The organism is Oxalobacteraceae bacterium OTU3CINTB1 (genome assembly GCA_024123955.1).
Taxonomy (GTDB): domain Bacteria; phylum Pseudomonadota; class Gammaproteobacteria; order Burkholderiales; family Burkholderiaceae_D; genus Rugamonas.
The window spans coordinates 6,282,178-6,303,486 of record CP099652.1; the positions used below are offsets into that span (position 1 = coordinate 6,282,178).

19 protein-coding genes are annotated in these 21,309 nt (G+C 62.6%); 6 read left to right on the forward strand and 13 right to left on the reverse strand.

What is annotated here, in order from left to right:
* Window positions 1–66: 66 nt before the first annotated feature.
* The gene (locus NHH73_27310) at window positions 67–1,614 is read right to left on the reverse strand and encodes a methyl-accepting chemotaxis protein (protein ID USX26228.1); all 1,548 of its coding nucleotides are present in this window, start codon (window positions 1,612–1,614) and stop codon (window positions 67–69) included.
* Window positions 1,615–1,875: 261 nt separating this feature from the next.
* Between NHH73_27310 and NHH73_27315 the strand changes: the two genes are divergently transcribed.
* Window positions 1,876–2,205: a DHCW motif cupin fold protein gene (locus NHH73_27315; GenBank protein ID USX26229.1), complete on the forward strand. Its 330-nt coding sequence runs from the start codon at window positions 1,876–1,878 to the stop codon at window positions 2,203–2,205.
* A 223-nt stretch (window positions 2,206–2,428) separates the two neighbouring features.
* Here the strand turns inward: NHH73_27315 and NHH73_27320 are convergent, their stop codons facing one another.
* The 5 genes from NHH73_27320 to NHH73_27340 form a co-directional block, all read right to left on the reverse strand.
* Entirely contained in the window at window positions 2,429–2,737 is a 309-nt protein-coding gene (locus NHH73_27320; protein ID USX26230.1) for a transcriptional regulator, read from the reverse strand.
* 140 nt (window positions 2,738–2,877) lie between these two features.
* Window positions 2,878–5,571, reverse strand: a complete 2,694-nt coding sequence (locus tag NHH73_27325; protein USX26231.1) for a DNA topoisomerase III — start codon at window positions 5,569–5,571, stop codon at window positions 2,878–2,880.
* 272 nt (window positions 5,572–5,843) lie between these two features.
* On the reverse strand, window positions 5,844–6,308 hold the full coding sequence (locus NHH73_27330; protein ID USX26232.1) for a DUF494 domain-containing protein: 465 nt from the start codon (window positions 6,306–6,308) through the stop codon (window positions 5,844–5,846).
* Between the two features lie 78 nt (window positions 6,309–6,386).
* On the reverse strand, window positions 6,387–7,517 hold the full coding sequence (dprA, locus tag NHH73_27335; GenBank protein ID USX26233.1) for a DNA-processing protein DprA: 1,131 nt from the start codon (window positions 7,515–7,517) through the stop codon (window positions 6,387–6,389).
* A gap of 8 nt (window positions 7,518–7,525) precedes the next feature.
* Window positions 7,526–8,623 (reverse strand): LysM peptidoglycan-binding domain-containing protein, encoded by a 1,098-nt coding sequence (locus NHH73_27340; GenBank protein USX26234.1) that lies wholly within the window; start codon window positions 8,621–8,623, stop codon window positions 7,526–7,528.
* Between the two features lie 244 nt (window positions 8,624–8,867).
* Between NHH73_27340 and def the strand changes: the two genes are divergently transcribed.
* From def to NHH73_27355, 3 genes are all read left to right on the forward strand, one after another.
* Window positions 8,868–9,410 carry a peptide deformylase gene (gene def / locus NHH73_27345; protein ID USX26235.1) on the forward strand — a complete coding sequence of 181 codons (543 nt, stop codon included), beginning with the start codon at window positions 8,868–8,870 and terminating at the stop codon, window positions 9,408–9,410.
* 2 nt (window positions 9,411–9,412) lie between these two features.
* The gene (gene fmt / locus NHH73_27350; GenBank protein ID USX26236.1) at window positions 9,413–10,369 is read left to right on the forward strand and encodes a methionyl-tRNA formyltransferase; all 957 of its coding nucleotides are present in this window, start codon (window positions 9,413–9,415) and stop codon (window positions 10,367–10,369) included.
* A gap of 94 nt (window positions 10,370–10,463) precedes the next feature.
* Window positions 10,464–11,099, forward strand: coding sequence for a nitroreductase family protein (locus NHH73_27355; protein USX26237.1), 636 nt, complete (start codon window positions 10,464–10,466; stop codon window positions 11,097–11,099).
* Between the two features lie 145 nt (window positions 11,100–11,244).
* On the opposite strand, the gene NHH73_27360 is transcribed toward NHH73_27355, so the two are convergent.
* Complete coding sequence (locus NHH73_27360) at window positions 11,245–12,099, reverse strand: DUF2145 domain-containing protein (protein USX29724.1); 855 nt, start codon at window positions 12,097–12,099, stop codon at window positions 11,245–11,247.
* Window positions 12,100–12,169: 70 nt separating this feature from the next.
* Window positions 12,170–12,625 (reverse strand): hypothetical protein, encoded by a 456-nt coding sequence (locus NHH73_27365; protein ID USX26238.1) that lies wholly within the window; start codon window positions 12,623–12,625, stop codon window positions 12,170–12,172.
* 230 nt (window positions 12,626–12,855) lie between these two features.
* On the opposite strand from NHH73_27365, the gene metH reads away from it, so the two are divergent.
* Window positions 12,856–16,656 (forward strand): methionine synthase, encoded by a 3,801-nt coding sequence (metH, locus tag NHH73_27370; GenBank protein USX26239.1) that lies wholly within the window; start codon window positions 12,856–12,858, stop codon window positions 16,654–16,656.
* Between the two features lie 60 nt (window positions 16,657–16,716).
* Here the strand turns inward: metH and NHH73_27375 are convergent, their stop codons facing one another.
* Window positions 16,717–17,103: a MerR family transcriptional regulator gene (locus NHH73_27375; protein ID USX26240.1), complete on the reverse strand. Its 387-nt coding sequence runs from the start codon at window positions 17,101–17,103 to the stop codon at window positions 16,717–16,719.
* A gap of 87 nt (window positions 17,104–17,190) precedes the next feature.
* Here NHH73_27375 and NHH73_27380 point away from each other — a divergent pair, with 87 nt between their 5' ends.
* The gene (locus NHH73_27380) at window positions 17,191–18,105 is read left to right on the forward strand and encodes an alpha/beta hydrolase (protein USX26241.1); all 915 of its coding nucleotides are present in this window, start codon (window positions 17,191–17,193) and stop codon (window positions 18,103–18,105) included.
* A gap of 101 nt (window positions 18,106–18,206) precedes the next feature.
* Here NHH73_27380 and NHH73_27385 read toward each other — a convergent pair whose 3' ends face one another.
* From NHH73_27385 to NHH73_27400, 4 genes are all read right to left on the reverse strand, one after another.
* The gene (locus NHH73_27385) at window positions 18,207–19,487 is read right to left on the reverse strand and encodes an HDOD domain-containing protein (GenBank protein ID USX26242.1); all 1,281 of its coding nucleotides are present in this window, start codon (window positions 19,485–19,487) and stop codon (window positions 18,207–18,209) included.
* Window positions 19,488–19,575: 88 nt separating this feature from the next.
* The gene (locus tag NHH73_27390) at window positions 19,576–20,349 is read right to left on the reverse strand and encodes a class II glutamine amidotransferase (GenBank protein USX26243.1); all 774 of its coding nucleotides are present in this window, start codon (window positions 20,347–20,349) and stop codon (window positions 19,576–19,578) included.
* Window positions 20,350–20,484: 135 nt separating this feature from the next.
* Entirely contained in the window at window positions 20,485–20,742 is a 258-nt protein-coding gene (locus NHH73_27395) for a DUF3567 domain-containing protein (GenBank protein USX29725.1), read from the reverse strand.
* Window positions 20,743–20,855: 113 nt separating this feature from the next.
* The gene (locus NHH73_27400; protein USX26244.1) at window positions 20,856–21,254 is read right to left on the reverse strand and encodes a GTPase; all 399 of its coding nucleotides are present in this window, start codon (window positions 21,252–21,254) and stop codon (window positions 20,856–20,858) included.
* Between the last annotated feature and the right edge of the window lie 55 nt (window positions 21,255–21,309).

A 21,309-nucleotide genomic window follows, 5' to 3' on the forward strand; every position in this document is an offset into this window, starting at 1 on the left:
CAGGCCCGTCCGTAAAGCGCTTCTACGGTCGAGGTCATGTCCGAATGACAGACTTGACCCCGGGGTTTAGGCGGCGACTTTGAAGATGCTGACGATGGCGCGCAGGTCGTCGGCCTGGTCGTTCAGCGAGGCGGCCGCCGCCGCCGCTTCCTCCACCAGCGCGGCGTTCTGCTGCGTGACCTGGTCCATCTGGATCACCGCCTGGTTGACCTGCTCGATGCCGGCGCTCTGCTCGTGGCTGGCCGAGCTGATCTCGCCCATGATGTCGGTGACGCGCTGGATGCTGTCGACCACGTCGCTCATCGTCATGCCCGCTTGCGTGACCAGCGTGCTGCCGGCGTCGACCTTCTGCAGCGAGTCGTCGATCAAGGTTTTGATTTCCTTGGCGGCCGTGGCGCTGCGCTGCGCCAGGCTGCGCACCTCGCTGGCGACCACCGCGAAGCCACGGCCCTGCTCGCCGGCGCGCGCCGCTTCCACCGCAGCGTTCAAGGCCAGGATGTTGGTCTGGAAGGCGATGCCGTCGATGACGCTGATGATGTCGACGATCTTGCGCGCCGAACCGCTGATCGCTTCCATCGTGTTGACCACGTCGGCCACCTCGGTGCCGCCGCGCCGCGCCAATTCCGACGCCTTGACCGCCAGCTGATTGGCCTGGCGGGCGTTGTCCGAGTTTTGCTTGACGGTCGAGGTCAACTCTTCCATCGAGGCGGCCGTCTCTTCCAGGCTGGAGGCCTGTTCCTCGGTGCGGGCCGACAAGTCCATATTGCCGGCGGCAATCTCGCTCGACGCCGTCGAAATGCTCTCCGTGCCATGGCGTACGTCGTTGACGATGCCGATCAAGCCGTCGTTCATCGAACGCAGCGCTTGCAGCAGGCGTCCGGTCTCATCGGTGGTGCCGACCACGATGGTCGACGTCAAATCCTTGTTGGCCACGGCCACGGCGATATCGACCGCCTGGTTCAAGGGCACGGTGATGCCGCGCGTCAAACGCCAGGCGCAGACGACGCCCAGCGCCAGCACCACCAGACCGAACATGATCATGAACCGGCGGCTGTTCTGGTAAATCGTCTCGATCGCGGCGGCGTTGGCGTCGATGCTTTTGCGCTGCATGTCCAGCAGGCCGCTCAGCGAGGCCAGGTAGGCCTTGCCGTCCGGCGTGAAGCGCTGGTCGAGCACCTCGGCGGCCTGCTCGATCTGCCCTTCCTTTTTCAGCTTGACGATCGTGTCGCGCGACGCCAGGTAGCGCTTGCGGTTGGCCATCATCTGCTCGAACAGGGCTTTTTCCTGTTCGGTTTCCAGCAGCGGCTCGACCTTCTTCTGCAAGCCGTTGACTTCGGCGGTGGAGGCGACCGTTTCTTCGGCAAAGAACGGGCCGAGCGACGGATCGGAGCTCTTCGAAATTGCCGACGTCCGCCGCACGCTGGTGTGGATCAGCCGGTACCAGTCGCTGATCATGCGTTCCTTGGCCAGAGGCTGCTGCATCATGTCACGGGTGGCCTCGGCCACGTCTTGCATATGCGTGATGCCGATCACGGTCATCAAAGTCATCATGGCGAGAACCAAGCCGAAGCCTGCGGCAAGACGCGTGCCGATTTTCAAATTTTTCATGGTCAAAATCCCGGTCAGGGCAAATATCTGGAAGTTAGAGCGGTGCGAAGTTTGAGAACCGCAAATCGGGCAGAAGGAATGAATTGCCCCAAAGAATCAATAGTTTAGCACAGCAACTAATTTACTGCTGTAATAAAGAATTGTGATAACAGGTCGTTAAATATGTCAAAAAATTAATTTCGGTAGGCATTGCCGTCGTCTCCGGGCTTGACGCAATACGCGGCGGCGAACTGCTATGATCGGTGGATGACCACATCACGGAGACATATGCACATCTCGGACATCGGCTTCGGCACCACCGACTGGCAGCGGATCGAAGCGACGCCGCATCCCGGCGAAACGGGCACCGCTCATTGGCGCACGCAACAGTTCGGCGCGATCCGCGTCCGCATGGTGGAATACAGCCCCGGCTATCTGGCGGATCACTGGTGCGTCAAAGGCCATATCCTGCTGTGCCTCGAAGGCGAGCTGCACACCGAACTGGAAGACGGCCGGACCTTTACGCTCACCGCCGGCATGAGCTATCAAGTTGCCGACAATGCCGAACCGCATCGCTCATCGACCCAATCCGGCGCCAAGCTGTTTATCGTGGATTGAGCCGTTCTCCAAATCCAGGGGCATATCCTAGAGATTTTCGTAGGGCGGATTAGGCGGAACGCCGTAATCCGCCATGAGCCGCCGACGGAGCTTGGCGGATTACGCTACGCTAATCCGCCCTACGTGATAGATGAACGCTTAAGTTAGCGGCATTAGCGGCATTAGCGGCATCAGGGTCCACCATTGCTACACAAGCCCAGCATTACTTAAGCGCGCGTGATGGTCACTCCGTGCCCTTCCTCGTCATCGAAAACTTGCGCTGGATAAGAGGCTTGACGCCGGTCGCTTTGAGCTTTTCCAGAATTGGCATGACGTCGTCGGAAACGTCTACCTTGAGCTCGATTCCCAACTCATCCAATACCTGCAACACACGACCCAATTGCACAGTTTCCTTGCCGCGCTCGACCTCGCGAACAAACACCGGGCCCACCCGAGCGCTACCGGCGACGTCGTCGATCCTTACCTTTTGATGCTTGCGCGTCGCCCGCATCAACAATCCAAGTTCGGCGGGTGTTTTAATATTGATGAGCATATGCCCTCCAATCGATGCAGTTACATCGATTATGTATAGCGATTAAACCCAAGTCAAAATAAACGATGCAACTGCATCGATAAAAAAAGGACCGCGAAGTTGCCTTCAACGGTCCTTTTTTTACGTCTGCCAGCCGAAGCTTACTCGGCGGTGGCAGCGGCCTTCTTCGGCGCAGCCTTTTTAGCCGGCGCTTTCTTGGCAGCTGCTTTCTTGGCTGGCGCGGCCTTGGCGGCAGCCGCCTTCTTGGCCGGCGCTTTCTTGGCCGGTGCGGCCTCGGCTGCCGCGCCGTCGGCGCCCTCGTCCGCTACGGCTGCCGCTTTGTCAGCCGCACCCTTGCCCTTGGCGGGCGCCTTGGCCTTGCGCTCTTCGAACTCGAAGCTGATCTTGTTGTCCTTGCCCTTGACCAGGAAGGCCTTGAACGGACGACGCGTGCGCTGGGAAACAAAGCCCGGCAGCAGATCGGTCTTGCCTTCGTTGATCAGCTTGGCCATCTGCTCAGGCAAAATCTCCTGCTGCAAGATGATGCGGCCGCTGCGGAAGTCGCACGTCTTCGGCTTGGCGACGCTGTTTTCGCAAACATACGCCAGGCCCATTTCGTACACGCCGCCGGCGCACTTCGGACAAGGCCCCAGCGGGGTCTGGCCGGTGAAGTCGACCGCTTCCGCGTCTTCCGAATCGTCGTTCTGGCCGAAGTCGAACTCCAGCTTGAAGTTCTTGATCTCTTCGTCGCGCACGATGCGCAGGATGGCCGCAAACGGACGTCCCATCTTCGAGCGGAAACCTTGCAGCGGACCGATGGTGCGTTCCTTGAGCAGCTGTTCCACTTCCTCGATCTCGAACTGGCGGCTGCCCGGCGTTTTGCTCATCGAGAAATCGCACTTGGTGCAGGCGAAACGGCGATAGTTCTCTTTGACCACGCTGGCGCAGTTCGGGCACGGCGTCGTCAACGTCGCGTAATCGCCCGGGATCGTGTCGTTGTTGTATTCCTTGGCGCGCTTGACGATGATTTGCGTCATCTGGGCGATTTCACGCATGAATTCCTCGCGCGAGATCTTGCCCTTTTCCATCTGCGACAGCTTGTATTCCCACTCGCCGGTCAGTTCCGGCGCGGTCAGTTCGTTGACGCCCAGGCCGCGCAGCAGCGTCATCAGCTGCGACGCTTTGGCGGTCGGCATCAGTTCGCGGCCTTCGCGCAGCAGATAGCGCTCGGTCAGCAAGCCCTCGATGGTGGCGGCGCGCGTCGCCGGCGTGCCCAGGCCCTTGCCGGCCATGGCGTCGCGCAGCTCATCGTCCTCGACCAGCTTGCCGGCGCCTTCCATGGCCGACAGCAACGTCGCCTCGGTGTAGCGCGCGGGCGGCTTGGTGACCAGGCCGTTGGCGTTGACCTTGTCGGTCAGCACTTTCTCGCCCTTGGCGACCGGCACCAGATTACCGTTGGCGTTGCCTTCCTTGTCGTCGTCGGTCGACGCTTCCTTGCCGTAGATCGCCAGCCAGCCCGGATTGGTCATGACCTTGCCTTCAGTTTTGAACTGATGGCCGGACACTTCCGTGTAGCGGGTGGTGACCTGGAACTCGGCAGGCGGGAAGAACACGGCCATGAAGCGGCGCGTGACCAGGTCGTACAGCTTCTGTTCCGGCTCGGACAGGTTTTTCGGCGCGATCGTGGTCGGGATGATCGCGAAGTGATCCGAGATCTTGGTGTTGTCGAAGATGCGCTTGTTCGGCTTGACCCAGCCCTTGTCGAGGATCTGCTTGGCGAACTGGTGATAGTTCGAATTCTCCTTGACCGTTTCGAGCGCCTGCTGCACGGTCGGCATGTAGTCTTCCGGCAGGTGGCGCGAATCGGTACGCGGGTAGGTCAGTACTTTGTGCTTTTCGTACAGCGCCTGGGCCAGGCCCAAGGTGTTCTTGGCCGAGAAACCGAAGCGCGAGTTGGCCTCGCGCTGCAGGCTGGTCAGGTCGAACAGCGCCGGCGCCATCGACGTGGTCGGCTTGGCTTCCTCGGTGACGATGCCCTGCTTGCCACGGCACGCCATGGCGATCGAATCGGCGGCGGCCTTGCTCCACAGGCGCTCGGCGCGCTTTTCCGGATCGGTCTCGTCTTTTTTGAACTTGGTGTCGAGCCAGCGGCCTTCATAGACACCGGCGGCGCACACGAATTCGGCGCGCACTTCCCAGAAGTCGCGGGCGACGAATTTCTTGATCTTCTCTTCGCGCTCGACCACGATCGACAAGGTCGGCGTTTGCACGCGGCCCACGGTGGTCAGGTAGAAGCCGCCCTCTTTCGAGTTGAACGCGGTCATCGCGCGGGTGCCGTTGATGCCGATCAGCCAGTCCGCTTCCGAACGGCAGCGCGCGGCGTCGGCCAGCGGCAGCATTTCCTCGTCGGTGCGCAAATGGGTGAAGCCTTCGCGGATCGCGCCGGGCGTCATCGATTGCAGCCACAGGCGCTTGACCGGTTGCTTGGCCTTGGCGTTCTGGGCGATCAGACGGAAGATCAGCTCCCCTTCGCGGCCCGCGTCACATGCGTTGATGAGGGTGGTGACGTCTTTACGCTTGATCAGTTTGTTCAGTACCTTGAGGCGCGCCTCGGTCTTGGCGATCGGATTGAGCGCGAAGTACGGCGGGATCATCGGCAGGTGGGCGAAGCTCCATTTGCCGCGTTTGACGTCGTGCTCTTCGGGCACGGCGATTTCCAGCAGGTGGCCGACGGCGGAGGACAGCACGTACTCGTCGGATTCAAAGTACTCATCGTGCTTGGTGAAGCCGCCAAGCGTCTTCGCGATGTCGTTCGCGACAGAAGGCTTCTCGGCGATGATGAGGGTTTTCGTCATATTTCGTATCTCGTTTTTTAACACTTGGGGTGGGGTCAGCATGCGCATCATACATGGATCGCGCCGCAGTCTGCACTTTTGCGCCGCCGATGGCAAGGCCGGTGTGTGACAGTCTTGTCAAAGCGCAAATGATAAGCGGGTTGTCGGCAGGACTGCAAGCAAACCGCGAAATGGCGCAACGTCGACTATCGCCAACGTAGCACGAAGACACGGCTAATGTGTTGCTTTTTGGAACTGGGAACGGTCACCGACGGGCGCGCCGGCTGTTCTTATTAGTGCAGCAGGCGCGGCGCCTGGTCTTCGTCCGAGCCGAACAGGTCGTCGAACATCAGCGCGTCCGGCTCCTTGCCTTGGCTCCAGAGCAACATCAGCACGATGACCTTGAGCTTGCCCAGGGTGACCGGCGCCTCTTCGAGAGCCAGCGCGCGCTCGACAACGATTTCACGTTGCAGCGGAGACAATACCTTGGCCGATTCGAGGAACTGGATAAAGCCGATCGCGGCGGTGCCGAGCACGTCCTGCTCTTCCTCGACGTAGAAGCGGGTGCCGGTCGAGGCGGCCGTCAGCGAATGCTCGACGCCGGCCATGGCCGTCAGGTCGTTGAGCCAGACCAATGCCTCGGAAATCTCGACATCGTCAAAACCAACAGCCGACAGCTTCTTGGCCAACGCAGCCGGTTCGGGGCAAGCATCGGGGCGGTAATAAGTCTCGTAGAGATAAACAAGGATGTCGAACATGGCTCTACTCTATCAGTTAAAACAGATCGGACACAAGTACCGCACAGCTTGCCTATCGGTTTGCCATCCGTCCGCCGCTTACGAGCGCAACCGTTGAAACATTCCACCCGGCAAACGCTCAAGCAAACCGGCCAATTCCAGCGCCAGCAACTGCCCCTGCAGTTCGGCGGCGGACTGGCCCAGCATCACCGCCAGGGCGTCCGCGCGGGCCGGGTGCTCGCCGATCGCGTCGAGCACGCGGTCGACGAAGCTGTCGTCGATCGCCGGCCGGGCGCCGGCCATGCCGTCGGTCGCCATTTGCATATCCTCCAGCACATCGGCGGCGGTCTCGACCAGCTTGGCGCCCTCGCGTATCAAGCGGTGGCAACCCTTGGCCAGCGCCGCGTGGACCGAACCCGGCATGGCATACACATCGCGCCCTTGGGAAATCGCCAGCCGCGCCGTGATCAGCGAGCCCGACTTGGCGGCCGCCTCGACCACCAGCACCCCGCACACCAGCCCGCTGATCACGCGATTACGGCGCGGAAAGTTGTCGCGCAGCGGCGGTGTGCCCAGCGGGTACTCGCTGACGATACACCCCTCGTGGGCGATGCGGCGCGCGAGGTGGCCGTTGCTGGCGGGATAGATGCGGTCGGCGCCGGTTCCGATCACCGCCAGGGTGCCGCCGGCGCCGCACAGGCCGCCCGCGTGCGCGGCCGCGTCGATACCCAGCGCCAGCCCGGAAACGATGGTCAAGCCCGCGTCCGACAGTGCGTGCGCCATGCGCTCGGCATTGAGCATGCCCTGGACGCTGGCGTTGCGCGAGCCGACCACCGCCAGCGACCGGCGCGCCAGCAGCTCGGCGCGGCCTTTTACGTACAGCATCAGCGGGGCGGCGGCGATCTCGCGCAGCCGAACGGGATAATCGGGATGGTCGAACGTCAGGAACAGGTTGCCCGGCTGCTCGCGCCAGGCCAGCACCGCGTCGGCCTGGGCGATCAGGGCGTCGGCCTCGACCGGCGATGGCGGCCGCAGCAGGGCGTCGGCCTGGTTGGGTTTGACCAGCGCCAGCAGTTGCTGGCGGCTGGCGTCGAAGATGGCTTGCGGCGAGCCCAGCTTGTCGAGCAGCCGGTGCGCGCTCAGCAGGCCGACGCCTTCGGTGCGCTCCAGGCGCAGCCAGGCGATCAGCGCGGGCGCCGTGGGGTGGATGGGGGTTTCCGTGGCTTGCACGGCGGGGGTTACTCCGGCGACTTGGCGACGTCGCCCACTTCCACCGGCGCCGTCACCTGCATGATCAAGCCGTACGAAATATGCTTGAACACGCGGAAGATAAACAGGCTGCCCACTCGCTCGTCCGGCAGCCTGACCTGCTGTTCGCGCATCCCCAGCCAGCTTTTCGGCGCGGTGGAATCGCTCACAGTTCTTCCCGCATGGTACAGCTGCAGCACGGCGCCGACATCGAGTCCGTCAAGCTTTCCGCGATTAATACTGACCACCTGGTTCTGGCCGGCGTGCGTGACGCCGCCGTAGATGGCCATCACGCGCGACGCCACCCGTTGCTCGGGCGGATGCGGCACGTAGTTCTGCATCGGCATCGGCGGAATGGCGCGCAACTGGTCGCCCTTGCCCATTTCCTCCTTGGCGCTGGCGACGACGAAGGTGTGCACATCGCTGCCGGACTGCGCCGCCGCCTGCAATTTGAGCGTGCCCAGATAGAAGGCCTCGTGGCCGATCACCTCTTGGGTGACCGGGTCCCGCAGCGGATTGCCCGGCCGGAACACCTGGAACGAGGTATTGCCGTTGAGCTCGCCACGGACGTAGGCCTTGTCGTCCTTGCCGGTGAACACATGGTCGTCCTGCGTGGCGATGACGCGCGGCGCGCCTTTGAGTTCGTCGTTTTCAATGATCAGCGGCTGGCTCAGGAACGGCTCGATGACGCCGGCCGGTATCGACGGCACCGCGTCCTTGCCCAGCCCCTCGACGCGCAGCCCGGGCGAGCGGCGCTCGGTGGCCGGATTGTTGCCGCCGTTGGCGTCGATCCTGTTGCCAAGGCGCAAGCGGCCGGCAGCGCGGTCGAACCAGATGATCTGTCCCGGATAGATCCAATGCGGATTGGCGATTTCGTCCCGGTTCATGCCCCAGACGGTGGGCCAGCACCACGGCTGTTGCAGAAATTTCCCCGAGATATCCCACAAGGTATCGCCCCGGACCACCGTGTGCTGGTCGGGCGCGTCGGCCCGGAACTCGCATGTGAGCGCGGCCGCCGGCGCCGCCGCCACGGCGCAAAATAGCGCCGTCCATACTAAGCGGGTGCCGACTGTGCTAAAATTTTTCATTAGTAGGTCCGGTAGATGCGCCAGAAACCAGCGCCGGCACACGACAGCCAGCAGTGTCCTTATCAAAGGATAAGGTTGCTAATTTGAATCAAATTCTGCCCATAAAACCCTGAACTAGCAAGCGAAACCGCGCTACGGCAAGCAGCGCGGCTGTTGCATTTTTGGTGGAAAAATCGCCGCGGCAACCGTCTTTCAGAACCGCGCGTTATCAAGGCAATCACATAGTTATCAACACAGTACAGACATGGCCATTTTAAATATTCTGCGTTACCCCGATCCGCGCCTGCACAAGGTCGCCAAGCCAGTCACCGTCTTCGACGAGCGCCTGGAGCAACTGGTCGCCGACATGGCCGAGACCATGTACGACGCCCCCGGCATCGGCCTGGCCGCCTCGCAAGTCGATGTGCACGAGCAACTGCTGGTCATCGACATCACCGAGACCAAGGACGCATTGGTCGCCTACATCAACCCGGAAATCATCTGGGCCAGCGACGAGAAGCTGGTCTACGACGAAGGCTGCCTGTCGGTGCCCGGCGTCTACGACGGCGTCGAACGCCACGCGAAGGTCAAGGTGCGCGCGCTCGACGTCAAGGGCCAGCCGTTTGAAGTGGAAGCCGACGGCCTGCTGGCTGTCTGCATCCAGCACGAGATGGACCACCTGCTGGGCAAGGTCTTCGTCGAATACCTGTCGCCGCTCAAGCGCAACCGCATCAAGACCAAGATGATCAAGGAAGAACGCGGCCTCGAGCGCGAAGCGCAACTGCGCGCGCAGGGCCGCCGGTACTAATCATGAAGGTAATCTTCGCCGGCACCCCGGAGTTCGCCGCCGTGGCACTGCAAGCCCTGCACGAGGCCGGCTTCGAAATCCCGCTGGTGCTGACCCAGCCCGACCGCCCCGCCGGTCGCGGCATGCACCTGCAACCGTCGGCCGTCAAGCAATACGCGGTCGCGCACGGCATCGAGGTGCTGCAGCCGCTGTCGCTGCGCACCGACAGCAAGGACCCGCAGCGCGCCGAAGAGGCGCTGGCCGCCCATGCGCGCCTTCTGTCGACCCCGTATGACGTCATGGTGGTGGCCGCTTACGGCCTGATCCTCCCGCGCAGCACGCTCGACATCAAGCCCTGCCTCAACATCCACGGCTCGCTGCTGCCGCGCTGGCGCGGCGCCGCGCCGATCCACCGCGCCATCGAGGCCGGCGACGATGAAACCGGCATCACCATCATGGAGATGGAGGAAGGCCTGGACACCGGCCCGATGCTGCTGATCGAGCGCGTCGCCATCGGCGAGCGCGACACCACCGGCATGGTGCACGACAAGCTGGCCGCGCTCGGCGGCAAGATGATCGTCGAGGCGCTGCGCAAGATGGAGCACAACCAGCTCGAAGCGGTTACACAGCCCGAGGAAGGCGTTACCTACGCCGCCAAGATCAGCAAGGAAGAGGCGGCGCTGGACTTCAACATGTCCGCCGTCGAGATCGGCCGCAAGATCCGCGCCTTCAATCCCTTCCCCGGCGCGCACGCCACGGTCAACGGCGTCAACGTCAAGCTGTGGGGTGCCGAAGTGGTCGAAGCCGACAGCAAAACGCCGGCCGGCCAGGTGCTGGCGGCCGACGCGCAGCACGGCATCGTGGTCGCCTGCGGCACCGGCGCGCTGCGCCTGACGGAGCTGCAAAAACCGGGCGGCAAGCGCCTGCCGGCCGCCGAGTTCATCAAAGGTTTCCCATTGGAGAACCTTACTTTCGAGTAAGTTCCGGAGGGCTTCAAGCAAGCTATCCGATTGCACGTTATCATGGTTCCCCGCTTCCAGCCTCGCCTGGAAGCACTTTTGACAGGAGCCTTACATGACCGATCTGATCGACAAGCTGCACTGGCGCTACGCCACCAAAAACTACAATCCCGCCAAAAAAGTGGATGCCGAGAAGCTCGACCGCATCCTGGAAGCGGTGCGCCTGGCCCCAACCTCCAGCGGCCTGCAACCGTTTGAAGTCTTCGTCGTTGAAAACCCTGAACTGCGCGCAAAGATCCGCGAAGTCTCGTGGGGCCAGCCGCAGGTGACCCAAGCGTCGCACCTGCTGGTGTTCGCCGCCTGGGACGACATCACCGAAGCGCGCATCGACATGATGTTCGACCTGACGAACGAGCAGCGCGGCACCGTCAACGAAGGCTGGGAAGCCTACCGCGTCAAATTGAAAGCCATCGTCGCCGCGCGCGGCCAGCAGGGCAATTACGAATCCGCTGCCCGCCAGGCCTACATCGCGCTGGGCGTGGCGCTGGTCGCGGCCGCGGTTGAAGGTGTCGACAGCACGCCGATGGAAGGCTTCGATCCGGCCGCCGTCGACAATATCCTGTCGCTCAAGGAGCGCAACCTGCGCAGCGTCGTGATCCTGCCGCTCGGCCACCGCGAGCCGGAAGGCGACTGGCTGGCAGGGCTGAAGAAAGTACGCCGCCCGCGCGAGAAGCTGGTAACGGTCCTGTAATCTGGACCACGGACTTCTGGGATACCTCGGAGACACGTAGGGCGGATTAGGCGGAACGCCGTAATCCGCCATTGCGTGCGTCAACGAGGCGCATGCAATGGCGGATTACGCTTCGCTAATCCGCCCTACGTGATGTAGACGATGTTCAATCCAGCCGCACCACGCGATCGCCCTCTTCCGGCTTGCAGCCATCGGCAATCGGCGTCCAGCCGCGCCGGACGACGATCTGCCGGTCATCATGGCAAAGCTCCACACGCTCGCTGGCCGGAAAGCGCGCCCGCACAAACGTCTCGATCGTCGACGGCAGGCTGACCCGCAGCTTCATCTCCGCCACATCCTGCTGCGGATGATCGCTTAAATGCACCAGCGGCACGAAGTACGACGCCAGCATCAGCAACCGTGAATCGACATCGACCGGCTGCGGCGCATATCCCTGTTCGCGCAGCCAGTCCTGCGCACGCTCGCGCAGATCGCCGCCGTCGGGCAAATCGCCCCAACCTGCGGCCAGCATCTCCATCACCCACTGATTACAGTTCTGGTAGCGCGTGCTGTATGCATAAGCATTCGCGCTGTATTGCGCGGCCAGCATGTGCTGCACGCGCGGGCGGTCCAGCAAAGCCGGACGCAAGGCCAACACCGATTCCGGCGGCAGCCGCACGATGCTCAGGTAGCCTACTTTGGGATCGTCGGTGCCCATGGCGAAACCGGCCAGGCCCTGATCGAAAATACGCGGACGGCTTTCATCGCAGGCGTAATACAACTGGCGCGCCGACCATACACCCTCCTCCGAGCGCCACGCCAGCGCGGCGTGCGAATAACGGATGCCGAAGCGCGACAGGTCCAAGCCCGAGCGGCTGACCAATGCCACGCTGTCGCCGGCGCCCGCCAGTTCCTCGCGCAGCACGCCGGCAAAGCGCAGCAGGCGATCCTGCTCGGCCGCCGTCAGCGGCTGCGCGCGGTCGCAAAAGCGTGATGAATTGGAAGCGCCGGCATGCGCCATGCCCGATGCGCCCAACACGCAGCACGCCAGCAGCAGCGGCGCCAGCGCGCGCTGAATCTTCACCAGCGCTTTACAGTGTTACGGGACGCGAAGCCAGTTCGCTATACCACTCGTCGGCCAGAACAAGATAGAACGGCTGGCGCGTGTCGCCGCGACCGAACTCGATGCCGTAGACGCGGTTCTGCGCATACATCTTGTCGCCGGCCGCCAATTGCTGCTGCCCGAAGGTCGCCTGCGGCATGTCCAGCACGATGCGCTCGTCAGGATTGTCGGCCTGCAGGGTCAGGCGGGTGCGGTCCGCGCGGTCCGGCGTCTGCGCGATCTGGATGATGCGGTAGTCGCCATCGGCCACCTTGCGGTCGCTCTTGGAGCTGTCGCTGGAACCGGACAGGGAATCGGAAACGCTGCCGCTCGAAGCGGAACCGGCGCTGGAGGCCGACGAAGCGAAACTCTCGGCGTTGGCGCCCAACGCCAGGGTCAGCGCGCCGGCGGCTGCGATGCAACGAAATGCGAAGGAGATGGACATCAGAATTCCTTTATTTTACGAACGGGAAGTATAAATGCTTCCAGCGCACGCAGACACAAAAGTTCAAAAGCGAACCGATGTGTACAGTATTGGGGGATCGATAAATCTTGTCAACCGAATTTCTGTTGCTGAGATGCAGCGGTGGCCTGAAGCTTATTCTGGGATGCCGTATAATTTTAGACCGGCGACCGCTCTCGTCCGCCGCGCCCTCCGCTCAAAGAAAGTACTAAATGAACAACACCGTGTCCCATACCGTCATGTCCAAGACCGATGCCCAGCTGCGCGAAATCCTGGCGCGCCGCATCATGATCCTCGATGGCGCGATGGGCACGATCATCCAGCAGTACAAACTGGACGAAACGGCCTACCGTGGCGGCCCGGCCGGACGCTTCATCGACTTCGCCGCGCCCGCCGACAGCGGCGCGCGCGAGCTGTTCGTCAAGGGTAACAACGAGCTGCTGACCTTGACGCAGCCGCACGTGATCCAGGAGATCCACGAGCGCTATCTGGCCGCCGGCGCGGACCTGATCGAAACCAACACCTTCGGCGCCACCACGATCGCGCAGGACGACTATCACATGGCCCATCTGGCCTACGAGATGAACCTGCAGGCCGCGAAACTGGCGCGCGCCGCGTGCGACAAGTACAGCAGCGTCGACAAGCCGCGCTTTGTCGCCGGCGCGCTCGGGCCGACGCCGAAAACCGCGTCGATCTCGCCGGACGTCAACGACCCGGCCGCGCGCAACATCACCTTCGACCAGCTGGTCGACGCCTACCACCAGCAAACCACGGCGCTGGTCGAAGGCGGCGTCGATGTGCTGCTGGTCGAGACCATCTTCGACACGCTGAACTGCAAGGCCGCGCTCTTCGCGATCGACAAATTCTATGCCGAGAACCCTGGTGTGCCGCGCCTGCCGCTGATGATCTCCGGCACCGTCACCGACGCGTCGGGCCGCATCCTGTCCGGCCAGACCGTGCCGGCCTTCTGGAACTCGGTGCGCCACGCCAAGCCGCTGACGATCGGCCTCAATTGCGCGCTGGGCGCGGCGCTGATGCGCCCCTACGCGCAAGAGCTCTCGCAAATCGCCGACACCTTCGTCTGCATCTACCCGAACGCCGGCCTGCCCAACCCGATGAGCGACACCGGCTTCGACGAGCTACCGGCCGACACTTCGGCGCTGTTGCGCGAGTTCGCCGACGCCGGCTTCGTCAACATCGCCGGCGGCTGCTGCGGCACCACGCCGGACCATATCAAGGCCATCGGCGAGATGCTCGCCACCACCACGCCGCGCCCCGTGCCGGACGTGCCAGTCGCGCAGCGCCTGTCGGGCCTCGAACCGTTCACCATCGACGAGAGCTCGCTATTCGTCAACGTTGGCGAGCGCACCAACGTCACCGGCTCGAAGGCGTTCGCGCGCATGATCCTGAACGAGCAGTACGACGAGGCGCTGTCGGTCGCCCGTCAGCAGGTGGAAAACGGCGCCCAGGTCATCGACATCAACATGGACGAGGCGATGCTCGATTCGCAAGCCGCGATGACGCGCTTCCTGAACCTGATCGCGTCGGAACCCGACATCTCGCGCGTGCCGATCATGATCGACTCGTCGAAATGGTCGGTGATCGAAGCGGGGCTCAAATGCGTGCAGGGCAAATCGATCGTCAATTCGATCTCGATGAAGGAAGGCGAGGAGGAATTCATCCGCCAGGCGCGCCTGTGCCTGAGCTATGGCGCCGCCGTCATCGTCATGGCCTTCGACGAAAAAGGCCAGGCCGACACCTTCGAGCGCAAGACCGAAATCTGCGAGCGCGCCTACAAGCTGCTGGTCAACACCGTCGGCTTCCCGCCGGAAGACATCATCTTCGACCCGAACATTTTCGCCATCGCCACCGGCATCGAAGAGCACAACAACTACGCGGTGGACTTCATCAACGCCACGCGCTGGATCAAGGACAACCTGCCGCACGCGAAGATCTCGGGCGGCGTCTCCAACGTCTCGTTCTCGTTCCGCGGCAACGACCCGGCGCGCGAGGCGATCCACACCGTGTTCCTGTACCACGCCATCAAGGCCGGCATGACGATGGGTATCGTCAACGCCGGCATGGTCGGCGTCTACGACGACCTGCCGGCCGAACTGCGCGAAAGGGTCGAGGACGTGGTGCTGAACCGCCGCGACGACGCCACCGAGCGCATGATCGACATCGCCGGCACCTTGAAGGCCGGCGCCGGCAAGCAGGACGCGCAGAACCTGGAATGGCGCAACGCGCCGGTCGAAAAGCGCCTGGCGCACGCGCTGGTGCACGGCATCACCCAGTTCATCACCGACGACACCGAGGAAATGCGCCAGCAGGTGCTGGCCGCCAACGGCCGTCCGATCCACGTGATCGAAGGTCCGCTGATGGATGGCATGAACATCGTCGGCGACCTGTTCGGACAAGGCAAGATGTTCCTGCCGCAGGTGGTCAAATCCGCGCGCGTGATGAAGCAAGCCGTGGCCCACCTGATTCCGTACATCGAAGAGGAAAAGCTGGCCGAGGAAAAGCGCACCGGCATCGTCGCCAAACCGAAGGGCAAGATCGTCATCGCCACCGTCAAGGGCGACGTCCACGACATCGGCAAGAACATCGTCTCGGTGGTCCTGCAATGTAATAACTTCGAGGTGGTGAACATGGGCGTGATGGTGCCCTGCTCCGAGATCCTGGCGCGCGCCAAGCTGGAAAACGCCGACATCATCGGCCTGTCCGGCCTGATCACGCCATCGCTCGAGGAGATGGCCTACGTGGCGAAAGAGATGCAGCGCGACGAGCATTTCCGCATGCTCAAGATCCCGCTGCTGATCGGCGGCGCCACCACCAGCCGCGCCCACACCGCCGTCAAGATCGCCCACAACTACGAAGGCCCGGTGGTGTACGTGCCGGACGCCTCGCGCTCCGTGTCGGTGGCGCAGTCGCTGCTGACGCCGGAGAGCCGCCAGCAGTACATCGACGACATCGCGTCGGACTACGTGCGCATCCGCGAGCAGCACGCCAACAAAAAGGCGCTGCCGATGCTGTCGCTGAAGGACGCGCGCGCCAACAAGATGAAGCTCGCCTTCGACGGCGCAGGCGCGCCGGTCAAGCCGAAGTTCATCGGCCGCCGCGAATTCAAGAACGTCGATCTGGCCACCATCGCGCGCTACATCGACTGGGGCCCATTCTTCCAGACCTGGGACCTGGCCGGCCCGTACCCCGCCATCCTGACCGATGAAGTGGTGGGCGAAGCTGCCACCAAGGTGTTCGAGGAAGGCCAGGCGCTGCTCAAGAAAGTCATCGACGGCCGCTGGCTGACCGCCAACGGCGTCATCTCGCTGCTGCCGGCGAACACGGTCAACGACGACGACATCGAAATCTACACCGACGACACCCGCGGCACCGTCGACTTCACGTACTACGGCCTGCGCCAGCAAGGCGTCAAGCCGGTGGTCGACGGCGTGCAGCGGCCGAACCAGTGCCTGTCCGACTTCATCGCGCCCAAAGAGTCGGGCGTGAAGGATTACATCGGCATGTTCGCCGTCACCGCCGGCCTGGGCATCGAGAAGTACGAAAAGCGCTTCGAGGACGCGCACGACGACTACTCGTCGATCATGCTCAAATCGCTGGCCGACCGCCTGGCCGAAGCCTTCGCCGAATACCTGCATGAGCGCGTGCGCAAGGACCTGTGGGGCTACGCCGCCGCCGAGTCGCTGACCAACGACGACATGATCGCCGAAAAGTACGCCGGCATCCGTCCCGCGCCGGGCTACCCGGCCTGTCCGGAGCACACCGTCAAGCGCGACATGTTCAAGACGATGCAGGCCGAAGAAATCGGCATGGAGCTGACCGAATCGTTCGCCATGTATCCTGGCGCGGCCGTCTCCGGCTTCTACTTCGCGCATCCGCAATCGAAGTACTTCGTGGTCGGGAAAATCGGCGAAGACCAGCTGGCCGACATGGCCGCGCGCCGCAAGGTCGACAAGGCCGAACTGGAACGCTGGCTCGCCCCCAACCTCTCCTAAACCGCCGGGGGTCAAGTCTGACATTCGGACACGGGCTCTACCGTTGAGCCGCCCCGCCGCCTAATCGAGCGGCGGGATTGTGCCCTCGGATAAAGTTTTAAGCAGACGCGCGCGGCGCTTTTCCAGCTCCGCGATTTGTTCCTCAATCGACGCCAGCCGCTTGCGCTGCGCGTCGGTCGTCTCGCTGCACGCCGCAGCACCCTCGATCATCAACATACAATCGGGAAACGAACGGATCTCCGCCAAGCTGAATCCGCTCGCGATCATGCGCTGGATCTGTTTCACCTGGGTGACGGCCGCAGGCGAAAACACCCGGTAGCCGTTACTCGCCCGCATTGATTTCAATAACCCATGTTCGTCGTAGTGGCGAATCGAGCGCACGCTGGCGCCGGTGGCGCTGGCCAGTTTGCCGATGCTGAGCGGCTCGGAATGATTTGCTTTGGTCATGCGAAAAGCATAGCACTTTTCGCTTGACCCTGACACCGGTGTGAGGCTTGACACTACGCGCTCCCGATCAACTTTTGGAGCCGTATCATGTCACCGTCAACCCTCTTCCCATCAATGCTCTTACTGCTGCGCGCCATGCTGCTCGCCTGCACGCTGGCCGCCGCCTCGGCCGCCATGGCCGAAACAAAAAGCTATACCATCACAGCCCCGGACGGCGTCACCTTGGCGGTGCGGGAATCGGGCGATCCGCAAGGCGCCCCGGTCATCTTCATCCACGGCCTGCTCGGCAGCACTCTCAACTGGGAAGCGCAAGTCGCCGATCCACGGCTCCAGCGCTACCGTCTGATCAGCTACGACATGCGCGGACACGGCCTGTCCGGCAAGCCGGCCGTGGCCGAAGCGTACAGCGACGGGCGGCGCTGGGCCGACGATCTGCGAGCCGTCATCACATCGTCGCGGGCGGACAGGCCGGTGCTGGTCGGCTGGTCCCTGGGCGGCGCGGTCATCACGAATTATCTGGCGGCGTACGGGGATGGCGCGATCGCCGGTGCGGTCTACGTCGACGGCGTAATCGAACTGAAACCGGAGCAAATCGTCGCCCATCCCGAGGTCTACCGCGACCTGAACGCGCCGGACTTGAAGACGCACCTGGACGCGGTGCGCGCGTTCCTGCGCCTGTGTTTCCATACCCAGCCCGCGGCATCCGACTTCGAGCGCCTGCTGGCCAACGCCGCCGTCGCGTCCTGGGACATGCAGCGCGCGGTCCAGTCGATGAAGGTCGACCTCGCCGGCGGCTTGGGCAAGGCCAAGGTGCCGGTGCTGCTGATCTACGGCGCGCAAGATGCGCTGGTGAAGGCGCGGCCGTCGATCGCCAGGGCTGCCGAGGTGAATCCGCGCATCCGCAGCGTGCTGTACGACGCCTCAGGCCATGCGCCGTTCATCGAGGAGACGGACCGCTTCAACCGCGATCTGTCCAGCTTCATCGACAGCTTGAAACGCTGAGCGGCACTTCTGGGCCGTCACGTTCAACCTGCTGGCTGCGCCAATCCGCCCTTGTGATTCCGAGGTGATTGAGAATCCTTGGAGCGTGACCGCCGCACTTCTTACAGCGCGTACCGCACCACGTTATCGCTCCACTCGAAAGCGGCCAGCTCCAGCTCCACCAGCTCATCGGTGGACATTGCAAGATTGCGCAGCGCCGGCACGATATGCTCGTCCATTTCCTCGATGCGCTCGATGCATTCGGCCAGCTTGAGCAGGTCGCCGTAGAAACCATCACGATTCAGCAGCGCTTGCGAAACATCGTCGTTGACCGGTATCTGCGCCAGGATCTCCTCCATCGGCATGCCGAACAAGGTATCCATCAACGACATAATGCCGACCGTGAAGGCGATGTCGGCGACATGCCGCTGGCTCGGCCGCAGCTTGCCGGCCAACAGTTCCAGCAGGCGGCCGCGCGTGGTCGCCAGCATCAGCAACGGCGTCATACTGTGGCCGCGCTTGCTCGGTTCTGCATACAGCATGATCTGCAGCCAGCGCTGTAGCTGGCGCCGGCCCAGCAAGGTCACCGCCTGGCTGAGCGAATCGATGCGCTGGCGCGCGCCCACCGCCGGCGTGTTCACCAGCCGCAGCAGATTGAGCGCCAGCGAAACATCGCGCTTGATCGCGCGCTCGATATCGATATTGTCGGCGTCCGACGTCACCAGGGTCATCAACTCCATCACCGCCAGCTGCGACGGCGACAGCTTCTTGCCGCTCATGATGACCGGCCGCGAGAAGTAATAGCCCTGGAAATAATCGAACTCCAGGTCCAGCGCGTTCTTGAATTCTTCGCGGGTTTCGACCTTCTCGGCCACCAGTTTCTTTTTCTGCTGGCGGAAGCGCGGCGCCAGTTTCATCAGGCTGGACAACGGCGTGCTGCGCATGTCCATTTTGACGTACTCGATCCACGGCAGCAGCGCGCCGACGGTCTCGTTCTCACCGCTGACATCGGCCAGCGCGAAGCGGAAGCCCTGGCGGGCCAGCTCTTCCACGCGCGCCAGCAATGGCGCCGTGACCGGCTCGGTGGCACACACTTCCAGCACCATTTTTTCACGCGGCAAGAAGGAAAAAATGTCGGTCATGATGACGTCGGCGTCGACATTGACGAAACCGAGCGCGTCGCCGACGGTCTTTTCCATGCCCAGCTGGGAGGCGTGGGCGATCACCGCCGCCGTCGCCGACAGCTCGGTGGTGATATGGGCCGGACCAACCGGGGCATTTCGGAAAAGCAATTCATAACCGAACAGGTTCTGGTTGCGGTCGAGGATGGGCTGGCGTCCCAGGTAGAATTCGCGCACGCGCAGATTGCGCGGGCCTGCGTCGTGTTGGGAGAGATCGATCATTGCTTCTGCCATTCTTGTCAGGGAGCGAATATTTCGCTGTACTAAGATTTTGACAGCAATAAACCCGACTGTGTTGACATTTCAATGTTCAATCAAGCTCTTGTGGTACGCCGTCGATAAAGAGCTTCAGTTCGCCGCTGGCGAACGCTGTCCATTGTTCATTGGTCGTTAGCGGCTGGGTAACGATGATCGCCACCCGGTCGTTGGGCGTGGTCACCTGGGAGAAATCGACGCTGACATCCTCGTCGGACAGCTTGGCGGTGTTGAATGGATGCTTGCGCACCAGATAAAACAGGTTGGTCGAGCAGTGGGCGAACAGCTCGCCGCCGGACGAGAGCAGCATGTTGAAGGTGCCGTGGGCGGCGATTTCGTCGACCAGCGCGCCCAACGCCGCGCGCAATTCCGCCAGCGCCGGACGCTGTTCGCCGAATCGGGCGCGCAACTGCTGCAAAATATAGCAAAACGCGCGCTCGCTGTCGGTGTTGCCGACCGGGCGGAAGGCGCCGTTCAGCAGCGGATGGAATTCCTTGAGGTCGCCGTTGTGGGCAAAGACCCAATATTGCCCCCACAGCTCGCGCACGAACGGATGGCAGTTCTCCAGCGCGACCCGGCCCTGGGTGGCCTTGCGGATATGCGCGATGACGTTGGTGGATTTGATCGGATAACGCTTGATCAGCTCGGCGATCGGCGAGGCGATGGCCGCCTGGTGGTCGACGAAGTGACGCACGCCGGCGCCTTCAAAGAAGGCGATGCCCCAGCCGTCATGGTGGGTATCGGTATGGCCGCCGCGTATGGCGAAGCCGGTAAAACTGAACACGATGTCGGTCGGGACATTGCAGTTCATGCCGAGTAGCTGACACATTGTTTCTTTTCTCTTCAATTAGTTTGCGGCTGACATCACGACGGACAATATAACAGCCCCAAACGTCGACAGGGCGGATTACCCTAAGGTAATCCGCCCTGTCGATTCAATCCAGCGGTTAAACGGCTCTGGTCGTCAGTGCAACAGCACCGGATGACTCATGAGTTCGTCATAACTGCCCAAAAATTCATCAATTTCGGCCATGGTCGGCTCGCCGGCGATCAGTTCGTTGACGTCGCGGCGGAAATTCTGCGCCAAGATGCCGTTGATAAAAATCTCCCGCTTGCCGCCTTTGTCGACGATTTCATAGCCGCCAAAGCGCAATGCATCCAGACTACGATCGGCGCCGAATTCGACAACGCTGTACTGCTCGCTGTTATAGATGAGGTTCATTTTGCTTCCTTTCTCCAGGGGCGAAACACTGCTCGGTTTCACTTCACTACCCACATGGGGTTTAAAGTGGACGATTCAAGTCTAAAGAACAGGACCCGATCTGCAGGCAGGGCTTAGGCCGCGATGTCGGATTGCAAGTCTAGCAAGTCGCCGTACGGAGGCTCGGACAGCCATGCACGCAGCAGTTCGAGGTGTTCAGCAGTGGCCAGACTGATGTAGAGCCGCGCCGGTGGATGACGCAGCACACGGTTCAATGTTACCCGCAAAACGAGATTCCCGCTGCAATGGAGACAGCCCGGGGCAATTCGCAACACTTTTGGAACAGGAGCAACACCGGCGGAACCGTCGGCGGGGTCGAAGGCGAGTGCCGAACCGCCGTCCGACAAGCCTTCCAGAATGATAACAGTGGGCAATTCCATGCCGCCGGCGATGCCATCGTCCAGGCCAAGACGCGCGGCGATGGCCGCCTCGCGCGCGCCGGCGCGGGCGCCGGTCACCAGCCACGTCGCCACCGGCGCTCGGACCGCCTCGGCTGCGCCGCCGGCTACCTCGACACCGCTCACGGCG